At 68.2% G+C, this 14,789-nt stretch carries 17 protein-coding genes; 5 read left to right on the top strand and 12 right to left on the bottom strand.

Translation table 11 applies throughout. The features are described from left to right. Positions 1-88: 88 nt before the first annotated feature. The 8 genes from VHAB30_RS09295 to VHAB30_RS09260 all read right to left on the bottom strand — a co-directional run bounded on the left by VHAB30_RS09295 (position 89) and on the right by VHAB30_RS09260 (position 6,814). Positions 89-592: a disulfide bond formation protein B gene (locus VHAB30_RS09295; RefSeq protein ID WP_062470083.1), complete on the bottom strand. Its 504-nt coding sequence runs from the start codon at positions 590-592 to the stop codon at positions 89-91. Next, complete coding sequence (locus VHAB30_RS09290; RefSeq protein WP_062470081.1) at positions 589-1,686, bottom strand: sulfate/molybdate ABC transporter ATP-binding protein; 1,098 nt, start codon at positions 1,684-1,686, stop codon at positions 589-591. The genes VHAB30_RS09295 and VHAB30_RS09290 overlap by 4 nt, the downstream gene beginning before the upstream one ends. Before the next feature lie 20 nt (positions 1,687-1,706). After that, complete coding sequence (cysW, locus tag VHAB30_RS09285; protein ID WP_159276807.1) at positions 1,707-2,609, bottom strand: sulfate ABC transporter permease subunit CysW; 903 nt, start codon at positions 2,607-2,609, stop codon at positions 1,707-1,709. Between the two features lies 1 nt (position 2,610). Then, positions 2,611-3,498 (bottom strand): sulfate ABC transporter permease subunit CysT, encoded by an 888-nt coding sequence (cysT, locus tag VHAB30_RS09280; protein ID WP_062470075.1) that lies wholly within the window; start codon positions 3,496-3,498, stop codon positions 2,611-2,613. Further along, positions 3,499-4,515: a sulfate ABC transporter substrate-binding protein gene (locus VHAB30_RS09275; RefSeq protein WP_062470072.1), complete on the bottom strand. Its 1,017-nt coding sequence runs from the start codon at positions 4,513-4,515 to the stop codon at positions 3,499-3,501. Beyond that, the gene (locus tag VHAB30_RS09270; protein ID WP_056580397.1) at positions 4,512-5,087 is read right to left on the bottom strand and encodes an RBBP9/YdeN family alpha/beta hydrolase; all 576 of its coding nucleotides are present in this window, start codon (positions 5,085-5,087) and stop codon (positions 4,512-4,514) included. Before VHAB30_RS09270 ends, VHAB30_RS09275 begins: the two co-directional genes overlap by 4 nt. 22 nt (positions 5,088-5,109) lie before the next feature. Next, a complete protein-coding gene (locus VHAB30_RS09265) occupies positions 5,110-5,751 on the bottom strand; it encodes a peroxiredoxin (RefSeq protein WP_062470070.1) in 642 nt (213 codons plus the stop codon). Positions 5,752-5,899: 148 nt separating this feature from the next. Then, on the bottom strand, positions 5,900-6,814 hold the full coding sequence (locus tag VHAB30_RS09260) for a LysR family transcriptional regulator (RefSeq protein WP_159276805.1): 915 nt from the start codon (positions 6,812-6,814) through the stop codon (positions 5,900-5,902). 135 nt (positions 6,815-6,949) lie between these two features. Between VHAB30_RS09260 and VHAB30_RS09255 the strand changes: the two genes are divergently transcribed. Continuing rightward, positions 6,950-7,597 carry an FMN-dependent NADH-azoreductase gene (locus VHAB30_RS09255; RefSeq protein WP_095745444.1) on the top strand — a complete coding sequence of 216 codons (648 nt, stop codon included), beginning with the start codon at positions 6,950-6,952 and terminating at the stop codon, positions 7,595-7,597. A gap of 67 nt (positions 7,598-7,664) precedes the next feature. Here the strand turns inward: VHAB30_RS09255 and VHAB30_RS09250 are convergent, their stop codons facing one another. From VHAB30_RS09250 to VHAB30_RS09235, 4 genes are read right to left on the bottom strand one after another with little or no spacing between them, the layout of a single operon-like run. Beyond that, positions 7,665-8,222, bottom strand: a complete 558-nt coding sequence (locus VHAB30_RS09250; RefSeq protein ID WP_095745446.1) for an NADPH-dependent FMN reductase — start codon at positions 8,220-8,222, stop codon at positions 7,665-7,667. Between the two features lie 48 nt (positions 8,223-8,270). Continuing rightward, positions 8,271-9,005 carry an amino acid ABC transporter permease gene (locus VHAB30_RS09245; RefSeq protein WP_159276803.1) on the bottom strand — a complete coding sequence of 245 codons (735 nt, stop codon included), beginning with the start codon at positions 9,003-9,005 and terminating at the stop codon, positions 8,271-8,273. Continuing rightward, positions 9,002-9,718, bottom strand: coding sequence for an amino acid ABC transporter permease (locus tag VHAB30_RS09240; RefSeq protein WP_216850704.1), 717 nt, complete (start codon positions 9,716-9,718; stop codon positions 9,002-9,004). The genes VHAB30_RS09245 and VHAB30_RS09240 overlap by 4 nt, the downstream gene beginning before the upstream one ends. A 31-nt stretch (positions 9,719-9,749) precedes the next feature. Further along, the gene (locus VHAB30_RS09235; RefSeq protein WP_159276801.1) at positions 9,750-10,592 is read right to left on the bottom strand and encodes a transporter substrate-binding domain-containing protein; all 843 of its coding nucleotides are present in this window, start codon (positions 10,590-10,592) and stop codon (positions 9,750-9,752) included. A 226-nt stretch (positions 10,593-10,818) separates the two neighbouring features. On the opposite strand from VHAB30_RS09235, the gene VHAB30_RS09230 reads away from it, so the two are divergent. The 4 genes from VHAB30_RS09230 (at position 10,819) to VHAB30_RS09215 (ending at position 14,738) form a co-directional block, all read left to right on the top strand. After that, a complete protein-coding gene (locus VHAB30_RS09230) occupies positions 10,819-11,802 on the top strand; it encodes an aliphatic sulfonate ABC transporter substrate-binding protein (protein ID WP_159276799.1) in 984 nt (327 codons plus the stop codon). A 19-nt stretch (positions 11,803-11,821) separates the two neighbouring features. Further along, entirely contained in the window at positions 11,822-13,048 is a 1,227-nt protein-coding gene (gene solA, locus VHAB30_RS09225) for an N-methyl-L-tryptophan oxidase (protein WP_159276797.1), read from the top strand. 65 nt (positions 13,049-13,113) lie between these two features. Continuing rightward, positions 13,114-14,046 carry a 2-dehydropantoate 2-reductase gene (panE, locus tag VHAB30_RS09220; RefSeq protein WP_159276794.1) on the top strand — a complete coding sequence of 311 codons (933 nt, stop codon included), beginning with the start codon at positions 13,114-13,116 and terminating at the stop codon, positions 14,044-14,046. A 14-nt stretch (positions 14,047-14,060) separates the two neighbouring features. Beyond that, positions 14,061-14,738 carry an aspartate/glutamate racemase family protein gene (locus VHAB30_RS09215; RefSeq protein ID WP_159276792.1) on the top strand — a complete coding sequence of 226 codons (678 nt, stop codon included), beginning with the start codon at positions 14,061-14,063 and terminating at the stop codon, positions 14,736-14,738. Positions 14,739-14,789 lie beyond the last annotated feature (51 nt).

Here is a 14,789-nt window from a genome sequence, read left to right as displayed (position 1 = left end):
GAGCCAGCACAACGGCCCCTGAAAACGGCGTGGCCCGCTGCCCTCGAAGGACAGCGGGCCACGCCGCAAAAGACTACTGAAAAAGAACTCAGCGCGCGGTGCGCCGGCGCAAGAGCAAGGTGAGGAGCAACAGCGCCAGCACCGTGAACGCGATGAACGACCAGTTCGCCAGCGTCAGGCCGAACAGCGACCAGTCGATCTTGGAACAGTCGCCGCCGCCGCGGAAGATCATCGGCAGTGCGCGCTTGAGCGGGAAGGTCTCGATCATCCCGTACAGGTCACGCCCGCACGAGACGACTTCGGGCGGATACCACTGCAGCCAGCTCTGCTGCGCCGCCGTGTAGGCACCGCCCACCGCCGCCGCCAGCGCCAGCACCCCGCCCGTCACCTGCAGGCCGCGGCTGTTGAACAGCGCCGCCAGGCCGGTGAACAGCGCCACCAGCATCAGCGCATAGCGCTGCACGATGCACATCGGGCAGGGTTCGAGCCCGACCACGTGCTGCAGATACAGCCCGAAGGCCAGCATGAGGACACAGGCCAGGCAGATCAGCCCGAGCGCGCGGCGCGGCGCGCCGAAGTACCAATGGATCAAGGAGATACCCAATCTTCTTCTACGAACACCCTGGCCTTGCGGGGGTTGGCGACGACGGTGTCGCCTTCCTTCAAGCCCAGGTCGCGGAACTGTTGCGCAGGGAGTTGCGCTTCGATGATGGTTCCGGAGCCCGGATTATCTGGATTCGTTTCAGTGGGCTCAAGTTCCAGCCGCGCGATCGGTCCGACCACGATCGCGCGCGACAGCGTGGCGACGATGCCCGTGGCACCCGACACGTAGCGTGTCACGTCCAGGTCATGCGGGCGCACGTAGGCCAGCGCCTTGGCGTCGCGCGCGCTGCTGTGCTCGGGCGAGTCGATGCGCATGCCGTCCAGTTGCACGGCGCCGTTGTCGGCCCGGCCGTGGAACAGGTTCACGTCGCCCAGGAAACCGTACACGAACGGGCTCGCGGGCTTGTCCCACACGTCCTGCGGCGAGCCGACCTGCTCGATGCGGCCCTTGTTGATCACCACCACGCGGTCGGCCACCTCGAGCGCTTCTTCCTGGTCGTGCGTGACGAAGATCGAGGTGACGTGCAGCTCGTCGTGCAGCCGGCGCAGCCAGCGGCGCAGTTCCTTGCGCACCTTGGCGTCGAGCGCGCCGAAGGGTTCGTCGAGCAGCAGCACCTTGGGCTCCACCGCCAGCGCGCGGGCCAGCGCGATGCGCTGGCGCTGGCCGCCGGACAGCTGCGACGGGTAGCGGTCGGCCAGCCAGTCGAGCTGCACCAGCTTGAGCAGGTCGGTCACCTTAGCCTTGATCTGCGCGTCGCTCGGGCGCTCCTTGCGCGGCTTCACGCGCAGGCCGAAGGCCACGTTCTCGAACACGGTCATGTGGCGGAACAGCGCGTAGTGCTGGAACACGAAGCCGACCTGGCGTTCGCGCACGTGCACGTCGGTCGTGTCTTCGCCCGAGAAATGGATGCTGCCGGTGTCGGCCGTCTCCAGGCCCGCGATGATGCGCAGCAGCGTGGTCTTGCCGCAGCCCGAGGGGCCGAGCAGCGCGACCAGTTCGCCCGACTCGACGTCGAGGTTCACGTTGTTCAGCGCGCGGAAGTCGCCGAACTGCTTGCTGATGTTGCGGATTTCGATGCTCATGGTCTTGTTCTCTCGTCTTCTCAGGCCGCCGAAGGCTCGGGGGGACGCTCGGGCGGCAGCTCGGCGATGGCTTTCATTTCGCGCTCATGGCGCCACTCGATGACCGACTTGATCACCAGGGTGACCAGCGCCAGGATCGCCAGCAGCGAGGCCACCGCGAAGGCGGCCACCGACTGGTATTCGTTGTAGAGCACCTCGACGTGCAGCGGCATCGTGTTGGTCTGGCCGCGGATGTGGCCCGACACCACCGACACCGCGCCGAACTCGCCCATGGCGCGCGCGTTGCACAGGATCACGCCGTACAGCAGGCCCCACTTGATGTTGGGCAAGGTCACGCGCCAGAAGGTCTGCCAGCCGGTCGCGCCTAGCACGATGGCGGCCTGCTCTTCGTCGGTGCCCTGCGCCTGCATCAGCGGAATGAGTTCGCGCGCAATGAAGGGAAAGGTCACGAACACGGTGGCCAGCACGATGCCGGGCACGGCGAAGATGATCTTGATGTCGTGCTCGGCCAGCCACGGGCCGAACCAGCCCTGCGCGCCGAACACCAGCACGTAGATCAGGCCCGCCACCACCGGCGACACCGCGAACGGCAGGTCGATCAGCGTGGTGAGAAAGGCCTTGCCGCGGAACTCGAACTTGGCGATGGCCCACGCTGCGGCCACGCCGAAGACGAGGTTCATCGGCACCGCGATGGCGGCGGTGATCAGCGTGAGGCGGATGGCGCTCCACGCATCGGGTTCCTTCAGCGCCTCGAGGTAGGCGTTGAGGCCCTTGCGCAGCGCCTCGACCGCCACGGCCGCCAGCGGCAGCACGAGGAACAGGAACATGAACACGAGGGCGATGCCGATCAGCGTCCAGCGGACCCAGGCCGACTCGGTGGTGCCGGCCTGTGCGCGGCGGATGATCTTGGAAGGTGCGCTCATGTCAGGCTCCTGCGCGCTTGCGTTGCCAGGCTTGCAGGCCGTTGATGACCAGCAGCAGGATGAACGACAGCACCAGCATCACCAACGCGACCGCGGTGGCACCCGTGTAGTCGTACTGCTCCAGCTTGCCGATGATGATGAGCGGCGTGATCTCAGAAATCATCGGCATGTTGCCGGCGATGAAGATCACGGAGCCGTACTCGCCGATGGCGCGTGCGAAGGCCATCGCAAAGCCCGTCAGCAGCGCGGGCGCGATCGACGGGAAGATCACCTTCGTGAAGGTCTGCAGGCGCGTGGCGCCCAGCGAGGTGGCGGCTTCTTCGAGTTCCTTCTCGGCGTCTTCGAGCACCGGCTGCACCGTGCGCACCACGAAGGGCAGCCCGATGAAGATCAGCGCGATCACGATGCCCGCCGGCGTGAACGCCAGCTTGATACCGTGCGGCTCGAGCAGTTGCCCGATCCAGCCGTTGCCCGCGAGCAGCGCCGTGAGCGAGATGCCGGCCACGGCCGTGGGCAGCGCGAACGGCAGGTCGACCAGTGCATCGACGATGCGCTTGCCCGGGAACTTGTAGCGCACCAGCACCCAGGCCACCAGCAGGCCAAACACCGCGTTCACCATCGCGGCGATCAGCGAGGCGCCGAAGGTCAGGCGGTACGAGGCCATCACGCGCGGCGCGGTCACCGACACCCAGAAGTGCTCCCAGGTCATCGTGAAGGTCTTGAAGACCAGCGCCGACAGCGGGATCAGCACGATCAGGCACAGATAGAAGACCGTGAAGCCGAGCGTGATGTGGAAACCGGGCAGCACGCGCTTGGCGCCCCCTGCCCGGTTGGCACGTGAAAAAGGCGCTCCCGCTGCCGGGAGCGCCGAAGAAGCAGCGCCGCTCATTTACTTCGCGCCGGGCGTGTAGAGCTTGTCGAACTGGCCGCCGTCATTGAAGTGCACCTTCTGCGCTTCGCTCAGGCTGCCGAACAGTTCCTGCACCGTGAACAGCTGCAGCGGCTTGAAGGTCGAGGCGTACTTCTTGAGCACGGTCTGCGAACGCGGGCGCAGCGCATGCTTGGCGGCGATTTCCTGCGCTTCTTCGGAGTACAGCCAGTCGAGGTAGGCCTTGGCCAGCTCGCCCGTGCCCTTCTTCTTGACGGTGCGCTCGACGATGGCGACCGGGTTCTCGGCCACGATGGAGATCGACGGGTAGACCGAGTCGACCTTGCCGGTACCGAATTCGCGGTCGATCGAGACCACTTCCGATTCGAAGGTGATCAGCGCGTCGCCGATGTTGCGTTGCAGGAAGGCGGTGGTCGCGTCGCGGCCGCCGCGTGCCAGCACCGGCACGTTCTTGAACAGCTTGCCGACGAACTCGGCGGCCTGGGCGTCGGTGCCGCCCTTCTTCTTGATGTAGCCCCAGGCGGCCAGGTAGGCGTAGCGGCCGTTGCCGCCGGTCTTGGGGTTGACGATCACGACCTGCACGCCGGGCTTGACCAGGTCGTCCCAGTCCTTGATACCCTTGGGGTTACCGTTGCGCACCAGCAGCAGCATGGTCGAGGTGGTGGGCGATGCGTTCTCGGGGAACTTCTTGTTCCAGTCCTTGGCGACCACGCCGGCGTTGGCCAGGAAGTCGATGTCGGTCGAGGTGTTCATGGTCACCACGTCGGCATCGAGGCCGTCGGCCACGGCGCGCGCCTGGGCGCTGGAGCCGCCGTGCGACTGGTCGATCTTGACGTCCTTGCCCGTGGCCTTCTTGTAGTTCGCCACGAAGGCCGCGTTGTAGTCCTTGTAGAACTCGCGCGCCACGTCGTACGAGGCGTTCAGCAGCCCCGTGCCTTGTGCGAAGGCGGTGCTGCCGGCGAGTGCGGAGGACGCCAGCGCGAGCACGGCGACGAAGGTCTTGATTCTGGAAGTCATGTGGTTGCCAGGTTTTCTGAAAATTCACGTCCCGCCGACCAGGCGGCGGGTTCGTCGGTCAACGATTGCAGCAGGGCCAGGCCGAGCGGCCAGTCTCCGTGCCCCGAATCGATGTTGATGTGCCCCGCATTCTGCATGCGCACGAACTCGCTGCCCCAGGCGCGCGAATAGGCGCCCGCCAGGCGGATCGGGCAATAGGGATCGTTGCTGCTCGCCACCACGATGCTGCGGTACGGCAGCGCCGCGTAGGGCACGGGCGCGAAGTCGGACAGCACCGCGCGGCGCTCGGGGTCGGCCGGCGCCACCAGCAGCGCGCCCTGGATGCGGGCGGCGGCCTCGGGCGGGAGGTGCGCCGTGGCGATGCAGCCCAGGCTGTGCGCCGCGATGACCACGGGGCCTTCGCTTTCGAGCACCAGCTTGGCCAGTGCGGGCACCCAGGCATCGCGCTTGGGCGAGGCCCAGTCGTCCTGCGCCACCCGCGCCGCGCCCGGAATGCGTTCTTCCCACAGGCTCTGCCAATGGCCAGGCCCGGAGTCGCGCCAACCGGGCACGATGACGACACGAGTCTGCATGACGGCGCGGTCCTGCGGCTTCTTACTTGTTGGGCTGCGGCGTGATGCGCAGGTAAGGCTTGACGGCCTTGAAGCCCTTGGGGAAGCGCTCGGCCAGCTCGGCCGGGTCCTGGATGCTCGGCACGATGACGACGTCATCGCCGTCCTTCCAGTTCACGGGCGTGGCGACCTTGTGGCTGTCGGTGAGCTGCAGCGAGTCGATCACGCGCAGGATCTCGTCGAAGTTGCGGCCGGTCGACGCCGGGTAGGTGATGGTGGTGCGGATGACCTTCTTGGGGTCGATGATGTAGACGCTGCGCACCGTGGCCGTGGTCGAGGCGTTCGGGTGGATCAGGTCGTACAGGTCGGCCACCTTGCGGTCGGCGTCCGCAATGATCGGGAAGTTGACGGTGGTGTTCTGCGTCTCGTTGATGTCGCCGATCCACTCCTTGTGCTTGGTGGCCGGGTCGACGCTCAGCGCGATGGGCTTCACGCCGCGCTTGGCGAACTCGCCCGACAGCGCCGCCGTCTTGCCGAGCTCAGTGGTGCACACGGGCGTGAAATCGGCCGGGTGCGAGAAGAACACGATCCACGAATCGCCGGCCCACTGGTAGAAGTCGATCGGGCCTTCGCTGGAGTCCTGGGTGAAATTGGGGGCGGTGTCGCCGAGTCGCAGGGTTGCCATGGTCGCTCCAAGGAGGGGGTGAAGCCCTGGATTGTGCGAACCGCTGCTTCAATGGCAAACGAATATCTGTTTGTTTGGATATGACGTTTTTCGCATATAGAACCTGCGCAGGCCCACTATGGCGCTATCTTTTGGATAGCAATCTGCCTCAAAACATCCGCATCTGCTCGCTTTGCAGGTGCTCCGACAGGAAGTCGATCAGCCGCCGCACCGCCGGCACCAGCGCCCGCCGCGCCGGAAACACCATGTGCGCCACCACCGGTGACGGCCCCCAGCCGGGCAGCACCCGCACCAGCCGGCCCGCCTCGATGTCGGCGCTGCACATGTAGTCGGGCAGCAGGGTCACGCCGACGCCGCCCAGCGCGCCGAACTGCAGCGTCGCGAGGTCGTCGGCCACGTAGCGCGGTGTGTGCAGATGCACGTGGCTGCGCCCTTCCGGGCCTTCGAGCCGCCACTCCGAGCGCCCTTCCCCGTTGACCGACATGGCCGCCGTGGGCAGCTTCGCGAGGTCGGCGGGCGTGTCGACCGGGCCCTGGCTGGCCAGCAGCGTCGGGCTCGCGACCAGCACGCCGCGGCTGTGGCCGAAGGTCTTGGCCACCAGCACCGTGCTGTCCTCGATGGTCGGGCGCACGCGCAGCGCGATGTCGATGCCCTCCTCGATCAGGTCCACCGGCCGGTTGATGACGCGCATGTCGACGCGCACCGCCGGGTGGCGCGCCATGAACACCGGCATCAGCTGCGCCAGCCCGCTGTGCGAGATGGTGACCGGGCAGGTCAGCCGCACCAGCCCGCTCGGCTCGGTCTGCACCTGCGCCACCGCCTCGGCCGCCGCTTGCGCCGCATCGCGCATGGCCGAGGCATGCCGCAGGTAGATCTCGCCGGCCGGCGTGAGCGACAGGCGGCGCGTGCTGCGCTGCATCAGCTGCACGCCCAGCCGTTCCTCGAGCTCGGCCACGCGCCGAGACAGCCGCGATTTGGGAATGCCCAGCGCCCGGCTGGCGGCGGCAAAGCCGCCCCGCTCGGCCACCTCGGCGAAGAACACCATGTCGTTGAGGTCTTGCATGGCTTCATTGTCCTGCAAACAGAACGATCTGATCAAATTTTGGCTACTTATCAGCCACTCACATCAAAAATAGAATTCTCCCAACGCCGGCCACTTCTCAGCGCCGACACCTTGCACAGAAAGTGATTGACTGACATGAAGCTGCTCCACATCGACTCCAGCATCCTCGCCGCCGGCTCCACCTCGCGCCAGCTGACCGCCGAAACCGTCGCCGCATGGCGCGCCGCCCACCCCGACACCCAGGTCGAGTACCTCGACCTCGCCGTGGACGCGCCCTCGCACTTCGGCGTCGACGCCCTCGGCATCAAGACCGGCGTGCAGGCCCAGCCGACCGAAGCGCAGCTGCGCGAGAACGCCCTGTCGGAAAAGCTGGTGAGCCAGTTCCTGGCCGCCGACGTCGTCGTGCTCGGCGCCCCGCTGTACAACTTCACCATCCCGACCCAGCTCAAGGCCTGGATCGACCGCCTCGCGCAAGCCGGCCGCACCTTCAAGTACACCGAGAAGGGCCCCGTCGGCCTGGCCGGTGGCAAGACGGTGATCGTGGCGTCCAGCCGCGGCGGCATCTACTCGACCTCCGAAGGCGGTCAGGCGGCGGAGCACCAGGAGAGCTACCTGAAGGTGATCTTCGGCTTCTTCGGCATCACCGACGTGCGCTTCGTGCGCGCCGAGGGCATCGCGATGGGTGACGCGCCCAAGGCCGCCGCGCTGGCCGCCGCCCGTGCCGACATCCTCGTGGCCACGACCGAAGCTGCCAACCAGAAGAACGTCGCGCAAGCCGCCTGAGTCTTCCGCCGCCGGAACGAAAAAGCCGCCCCGTGGGGCGGCTTTTTCATGGGCGATGGCCTTGCGTTCAGGCTGCCGAGTGGGCCTTGACCCAGGCCACGTACTTGTCCATCCAGCCCTGCAGGAATTTCTGCGTGCCTTCGTTGCCGATGTGGCCCTTGTCGTCGAACAGGCCGTCCTTGGCCTGCAGGAAGACCTCGGGGCCGCCCATCGTGGGCGCATCGAGATACGCCAGGATGTTGCGCAGGTGCTGCTGCGCCAGCGCGGTGCCGATGGCGCCCACCGAGATGCCGAGCACGCCGGTCGGCTTGCCGGCCCAGACGCTCTGGCCGTAGGGGCGCGAGGCGTGGTCGATGGCGTTCTTCAGCACGCCGGGGATCGAGCGGTTGTATTCGGGCGTGACGAACAGCACGCCCTGCGCGGCGGCCACTTCGCTCTTGAGGCGCTTCACCTGCGCGGCCTGGTTGCCGTCGTCGTCCTGGTTGTACAGCGGCAGGTCGTCGATGCGCAGGGTCTCGAACGTGAAGTCCGACGGCGCGAGATGCGCCAGGGCCAGGGCCAGCTTGTGGTTGAACGAATCCTTGCGCAGGCTGCCGACGATGACGGCGATCCGGGTCTGTGCCATGGGTGGAACTCCTTGAAATGGAAAAGGCTGTCGGAATGACCGGGACGATTATGCGAAGCGCTCAAGACCTTTTCCAGAAAAGTTCATGACAACCGGCGCACCCGCCTGCGCGCGGCGCACGACCCCGTGGGCCAGCCGGTCCAGCCCGGTGCACAGCAGCCAGTAGATCGCGCCCACCAGCACGAAGATCTCCGCCGGATAGACCATGGTGCGCGCGTTCACCTGCGAGGCCACGAACGACAGCTCGCCCACGCCCACCACGTACGCCAGCGAGCTGTCCTTCACGAGCGTGACCCACTGGTTGACGAACGACGGCAGCATCATCCGCAGCGCCTGCGGCAGCACGACGTGGCGCAGCGTGCCCCAGCGCGTGAGCCCGAGCGACAGCCCCGCCGCCCACTGCCCCGCCCCAATGCCGCGGATGCCCGCATGCACCGCGTGCGCGAGGTAGGCGCCGCCCACCAGCGACAGCGCGCACATCACCGACAGCACGCCCGGCACGCTCACGCCCAGCGCGAACGGCAGCAGGAAGTAGGTCCAGAAGATCAGCATCAGCACCGGGATCGCGCGCAGGAAGGCCAGGCCCAGCGTCAGCACGCGCTTCAGCGGCCCCCGCGCCATCGCCAGCCCGATGCCCCACGCCAACCCGAGCACCGCCGACGCGATGCCCGAGCCCGCGCTGAGCAGCACCGTGAGCGCCGCACCGCCCAGCTCGCCCTGCGGAAAGGCGCCCCACAGCAGGTACGGCAGGCTGTCCCACAACATGTGCAGCGCGTCGCTCATGCAGCTGCCCTCCCCGGCACCGCCGATTGCCGACGCGCAGCCCACGCAGCCAGCAGCTCGATCGCGCCGATGGTCACGATGTAGAGCAGCGTCGCCACGCCGAAAGCCTGGAAGGTCTTGAAGGTTTCCGCCTCGACCTGGCGCGAGGCGTACGACAGCTCGACCAGCCCCACGGCCATCGCGAGCGAGGTGTTCTTGACGATGTTCATGTACTGCCCCAGCAGCGGCGGCAGCGCGATGCGCAGCGCCTGCGGCAGCACCACCTGCGCCAGCACCTGTGCGCGCGTGAAGCCCAGCGCCTGCGCCGCCAGCGTCTGCCCCTCGGGCACGCCGCGGATGCCCGAGCGGATGTCCTCACCCACGTAGGCCGCCGCATACAGCGTGAGCCCGAGCAGCGCCGACAGAAGTTCGAAGGAAACGAAACGCCCCGCCAAGAGCCCTTCGCGCAGCGCCTCGGGCAGCAGACTGGGCGCACCGAAATACCAGAAGAAGAGCTGCACCAGCAGCGGCGTGTTGCGAAACAGCGAGACGTATGCGCCGCTCGCGCGCAGCCACGCGGGCCGGCTCGACGAGCGCCCCGCCGCCACGACGACGCCCAGCAGCGTGGCGCCCGCCGCCACCAGCAGCGAGGTGCCCACGGTCACGAGCCAGCCGTCGAGCAGCCAGCCGAGGTAATGGGGCGCGAGCAGGTGCTCGCGCAGGAAATCGCTCAAGGCCGCATCGATCCGGTCGTTGCGTGCCCCATCAGTTGGCAGCCACGCGCTGGTCGCCGATCTTCAGCAGGCGCGGCAGCGGCGCCTTGCTGGCCGGGCCGAACCAGGTGTCGTAGATCGCCACGGCGCGGCCGTTCTTCTCGCTGTCGACCAGCCAGGCGTTGAGCGTCTCGAGCAGGCGCGTCTCGCCCTTGGCCACGGCCGCGCCGAGGTATTCCTTCGACACCGTGATCGCCGGGATCTCGTACTTCTCCTTGTCGGGAATCGCGTTCCACTGCGCCGTGAGCTTCACGCCGTCGTTGGTGATGGCCTGCACGTTGCCGTTGCGCAGCGCGGCCAGCGCAAAGGGCGAATCGTCGTAGAGCACGACCTTCGCGTCGGGGTAGTTCTTGCGCAGGTTCGACTCCATCGTCGTGCCCTTCTCGGTGCCGATGCGGATGTCCTTGATCTGCGCGGCCTCCTTCAGCACGCCCTTCTTCGCGAGGAACTGCTGGCCGACCAGGAAGTACGGCGTGGTGAAGTCCACCGCCTTGGCGCGCTCGTCGGTGATGGTGAAGCTGGCGAACACCACGTCCGCCTTGCCCGAGGTGAGCAGCGGGATGCGGTTGGCCGGGTTGGTCGGCACCAGTTCGATCTTCACGCCCAGGCTCTTTGCGAACTCGGTGGCCAGGTCGATGTCGTGGCCCACCTGCTTCTTGCTGGCCGGGTCGATGTAGCCGAAGGGCGGATTGCCGTCGAACGCGGCCACGCGCAGCACGCCGGCCTTGCGGATGTCGTCGAGCTTGTCGGCCCAGGCGATGTTGCCCAGGGTGGTGAGAGCGCCGATTGCCAGGGCCAGGCTGGAAACGGTGAGAGAGTGGGTGTTGCGGGTCATGCCTGCGCTTCGCTGGAAGTGGAAAAAGAGAGCGCGACTCTAGGCAGCGCTGCGTGCGGCGCCAACGAAGCAATTTCCGCTTGCATATGCAGCGATGAGTTGCGCATGAACAAATGACAAAAGCTTCGTGGCGCGAGACAGCATCGGTCCCTAGAGTGGCCAGCCTCTGCCTTTCGACTGACTGCTTTTTTCTTCTTCGGCCGCGTGATGCGGCCCCGCTCTTCCCATGCACTTCCCACGCTCTTCCTCGCCCGCCGTCTCCCGGCGCCTTCTGCTTCGCGCCGGCGTCGGCGCCGCCGCCGTGGCCGCGTCAGCCCCGCTGTTCGCGCAGACGCGCGCCCGCACGCTGCGCATCGGTTATCAGAAGTTCAACACGCTCAACATCCTCAAGGGCACGGGCCAGCTCGAGAAGGCGCTGGCGCCGGCCGGCGTGAGCGTCGAGTGGCGCGAGTTCCTCGGCGGCAGCCAGCTGTCGGAAGCGCTGGCGGCCGGTGCCATCGACTTCGGCCATGCCTCCGACGGCATCGGCGTGTTCCAGCAGGCCAGCGGCAAGGGCCTGGTCTACCTCGCGGCCGAAAGCCCCTACCCCGGCGGCGTCGGCTTCCTGGTGCCGCGCGACTCGCCGATCCGCAGCGTGCGCGACCTCAAGGGCAAGAAGGTCGTCACGGGCCGCGGCTACAACACGCAGTACGTGCTGATCCGCGCGCTCGAAGCGGCCGGCCTGCGCTACGAAGACATCGATCCGGTCTACATCGTCACGGCCTCCGACACCGTGGCCGCCTACCAGTCGGGCAGCGTCGCGGCCATCGGCCTGTGGGACCCGTTCCTGGCCGGCGCGCAGGTGGCGACCGAGTCGCGCCTGCTGTTCGACGGCACCGGCCTGAGCGGCAACCGCACCTACCACTTCGCACAGCCCGCCTTCGCGCGCGCCAACGCCGACACGCTGCGCACCGTGTTCGCCGAACTGCGCAAGGCCAACGACTGGGCGCAGGCCCATCCCGGCGAGGTGGTGGCCACGCTCGCGCCGCAGCTGAAGGTCGAACCCAAGGTGCTGGCGCTGGCGACCGAACGGCGGCACTATGGCGTCGCGGCGCTCACGCCCGCCATCGCCCGCGAACAGCAGGGCCTGGCCGACGTGTTCGCGCAACTGAAGCTCATTCCCCAGCCCATCGCGGTGAAGGATGCGTTTCTCGACCTGAACCTTGTGTGACGACGAAACCTCTCGCCCCGTGACCCGTTCCCCTACTCATTACGACGCGATCGTCATCGGCCTGGGCGCCCTCGGCGCGGCCACCCTCTACCAGCTCTCGCAACGCGGCGCGCGCGTGCTCGGCATCGACCAGTTCGCGCCGCCGCACGACCGCGGCTCCTCGCACGGCGATTCGCGCATCACGCGGCTGGCCGTTGGCGAAGGCGACGAGTACGTGCCGCTGGTGCACCGCTCGCACGCCATCTGGCGCGAACTCGAGGCGCGCACCGGCCGACCGCTGATGACCACCACCGGCGGCCTCATCCTCGCGCCGCGCGACCGCGTGGCCGAGCACCACGGCAAGTCCGACTTCGTGCGCCGCACCATCGCCTGCGCCGAGCGCTTCGACATCGCGCACGAGGTGCTCGACGCGGCCGGCATCCGCGCGCGCTACCCGCAGTTCCATCTGCAGGGCGACGAGATCGGCTACCTCGAACGCGACGCCGGCTTCGTGCGCCCCGAAGACGCCATCGCCGCCCAGCTCGCCGTGGCCCGCGCCGACGGCGCCCAGACCCGCACCGGAGAGCGCGTGCTGGGCGTCGAGCCCGTGGGCAACGGCGACACCGTGCGCGTGCGCACCGAAACCGCGAGCTTCACCGCCGACCAGGTGGTGGTCGCGGCCGGTGCCTGGCTGCCCGAATTCCTTGGCCGGCAGGCGCGCACCGACTGGCAGGCCCACTTCTCGGTGCACCGCCAGGTGATGCACTGGTTCGACACCGGCCCCGCCGCCGCGGCCGACTTCGCGCCCGGGCGCTTCCCGATCTTCATCTGGATGTTCGGCGACGCGCAGGAAGACTACATGTACGGCTTTCCGGCCTCCGACGCGTCGCAGCCCGCGCTGAAGGTCGCCACCGAGCAGTACGTCGACGCCACCACGCCCGACGCGCTTGTCCGCGAGGTGAGCGCCGAAGAAAGCGCCGCCATGTACCGCCACCGCGTGGCCGGGCGCTTTCCGCAGATCGGGGGGCATGCGCTCAAGGCCCGCGCCTGCATGTACACCGTCACGCCCGACCGCCGCTTCGTGATCGACGCGCTCGACGGCCTGCCGAATGTGCTGATCGTCTCGGCCTGCTCCGGCCACGGCTTCAAGCACTCGGCCGGGCTGGGCGACGCCATCGCCGACCGGGTGCTGGGGCGCGAAAGCGCGCACGGCCTCGACCTGCGGCCCTTTGCCCGCGAGCGGCTGGCGACCTCGCAACACCCCTGAGGCGCCCGCGCGCGATCCGGGGCATCATCGCTTCCGATCTTCAGTTTCTTCGGAGGCAGCGCGCGATGCGATTCCTGATGGTGGGTGCGGGAGCACTCGGTGGTTACTTCGGCGCACGCCTGCTCGCGGCAGGCCGCGATGTGACCTTTCTACTGCGTCCCGGCCGCGCGGCCCAGCTGGCCACGACCGGGCTCGTGGTGCGCAGCCCTTTCGGCGACCTCGACCTGCCCACGCCGAAGCATGTGCTGGCCGAGCAGATCGGCGGCCCGTACGACGTGGTCGTGGTCGGCTGCAAGGCCTACGACCTCGACGCCACCATGGACTCGTTCGCGCCCGCCGTCGGGCCCGACACCGTCATCCTCCCGCTGCTCAACGGCCTGGGCCACATCGACCGGCTGGTCGCGCGCTTCGGCGAGGCGCGCGTGCTCGGCGGCCTGTGCATGATCTCCGCCACGCTCGACGACGAGGGCCGCGTGCAGCACCTGAACGACATGCACAGCCTGAGCTACGGTGAACGCGCGGGCGGGCGCTCGCCGCGCATCGACGCCATCGCGGCCCAGTTCGCCGGCGCGAACTTCACCGCCACCGCGAGCGAGACCATCGCGCAGGACATGTGGGAGAAGTGGGTCTTCATCGCCTCGGCCGCGGGCCTCACGAGCCTGATGCACGCCTCCATCGGCGACATCGTGGCGGCCGGCGGCGAAGACGTGGCGCTCGCGATCTTCGACGAGTGCTGCGCCATCGCCGCCCACAACGGCTTTGCCCCGCGGCCCGGCGCCATCACGCGCGGTCGCGCAGTGGTCACGACCGCCGGCTCGCCCATGACCGCCTCCATGTACAAGGACATGGCCCGCGGCGCGCGCGTCGAGGCCGACCACATCCTGGGCGACCTGCTGGCCCGCGCGCCGCGCAGCGCCTCGGCCACACCGTCGGTGCTGCGCACGGCCTACGTGCACCTGAAGGCCTACGAGTTCCGGCGCGCCCGCGAGGCCGGTTGAACGGCAGCAAGCTCATGGCCGACACGCTCGCCTTCCTCCATACCGCGCAGGTGCATGTGCAGACCTTCGGCAGCCTGGCCCGCGAGATCGCGCCCGAGCTGCGCGTGCAGCACCTGGTGATGGAAGAGCTGCTCGCAGATGCGCGCACCCTGGGCGTCGACCACGCCGGCCTGGTGGCGCGCGTCCACGAGGCCATGCGCGACGCCGCCTCGGACGGCGCCTCGGTGGTCGTGTGCACCTGCTCGACCATCGGCGGCATCGCCGAAAAGACCGCCACCGGCGGCGCCTTCGCCGCCCTGCGCATCGACCGCGCCATGGCCGACCGCGCCGTGCGCAACGGCCCGCGCGTGCTGATCGTCGGCGCCGTCGAAAGCACCATCGACCCGACCCTGTCGCTCGTGCTTTCAGCCGCGCGGCAAGCCGGCGTCGGCATCCGCGCCAGCACGCTGCTGGTCGACGATGCCTGGGTGCACTTCCAGTCCGGCGACATCACGCGCTACGTGGCCACGCTGGCCGAATCGATCCGCGCCGCGGCCGACGGCACCGACGTGATCGTGCTGGCGCAGGCGTCGATGGCGCCGGTGACGGGGTTGCTGGCGGACCTGGGGGTCGATGTGCTCAGCAGCCCGCAACTGGGGGTGGCGCATGCGGTGGCGACGTTGCGGGCCCGGCATGCGGCATTGAACTCCTGAAAGTATCTATTCAAATAGGAATTCATTTCTCTTTGATTCCTCAGTGGCGAG

It is taken from the genome of Variovorax boronicumulans (assembly GCF_009811375.1).
Taxonomy (GTDB): Bacteria; Pseudomonadota; Gammaproteobacteria; order Burkholderiales; family Burkholderiaceae_C; genus Variovorax; species Variovorax boronicumulans.
Note: the sequence above shows the minus strand (reverse complement) of the source record. Positions and strands in the feature narration are given on the sequence as shown.

What these genes read in the sequence shown, in the direction of transcription:
- VHAB30_RS09260 (WP_159276805.1), bottom strand. Translation starts at nt 6,814, where the DNA reads ATGCAAGACCTCAACGACATGGTGTTCTTCGCCGAGGTGGCCGAGCGG.
- VHAB30_RS09255 (WP_095745444.1), top strand. Translation starts at nt 6,950, where the DNA reads ATGAAGCTGCTCCACATCGACTCCAGCATCCTCGCCGCCGGCTCCACC.
- VHAB30_RS09245 (WP_159276803.1), bottom strand. Translation starts at nt 9,005, where the DNA reads ATGAGCGACGCGCTGCACATGTTGTGGGACAGCCTGCCGTACCTGCTG.
- VHAB30_RS09250 (WP_095745446.1), bottom strand. Translation starts at nt 8,222, where the DNA reads ATGGCACAGACCCGGATCGCCGTCATCGTCGGCAGCCTGCGCAAGGAT.
- panE (WP_159276794.1), top strand. Translation starts at nt 13,114, where the DNA reads ATGCGATTCCTGATGGTGGGTGCGGGAGCACTCGGTGGTTACTTCGGC.
- VHAB30_RS09215 (WP_159276792.1), top strand. Translation starts at nt 14,061, where the DNA reads ATGGCCGACACGCTCGCCTTCCTCCATACCGCGCAGGTGCATGTGCAG.
- VHAB30_RS09275 (WP_062470072.1), bottom strand. Translation starts at nt 4,515, where the DNA reads ATGACTTCCAGAATCAAGACCTTCGTCGCCGTGCTCGCGCTGGCGTCC.
- VHAB30_RS09290 (WP_062470081.1), bottom strand. Translation starts at nt 1,686, where the DNA reads ATGAGCATCGAAATCCGCAACATCAGCAAGCAGTTCGGCGACTTCCGC.
- VHAB30_RS09265 (WP_062470070.1), bottom strand. Translation starts at nt 5,751, where the DNA reads ATGGCAACCCTGCGACTCGGCGACACCGCCCCCAATTTCACCCAGGAC.
- VHAB30_RS09270 (WP_056580397.1), bottom strand. Translation starts at nt 5,087, where the DNA reads ATGCAGACTCGTGTCGTCATCGTGCCCGGTTGGCGCGACTCCGGGCCT.
- VHAB30_RS09235 (WP_159276801.1), bottom strand. Translation starts at nt 10,592, where the DNA reads ATGACCCGCAACACCCACTCTCTCACCGTTTCCAGCCTGGCCCTGGCA.
- cysT (WP_062470075.1), bottom strand. Translation starts at nt 3,498, where the DNA reads ATGAGCGGCGCTGCTTCTTCGGCGCTCCCGGCAGCGGGAGCGCCTTTT.
- VHAB30_RS09230 (WP_159276799.1), top strand. Translation starts at nt 10,819, where the DNA reads ATGCACTTCCCACGCTCTTCCTCGCCCGCCGTCTCCCGGCGCCTTCTG.
- cysW (WP_159276807.1), bottom strand. Translation starts at nt 2,609, where the DNA reads ATGAGCGCACCTTCCAAGATCATCCGCCGCGCACAGGCCGGCACCACC.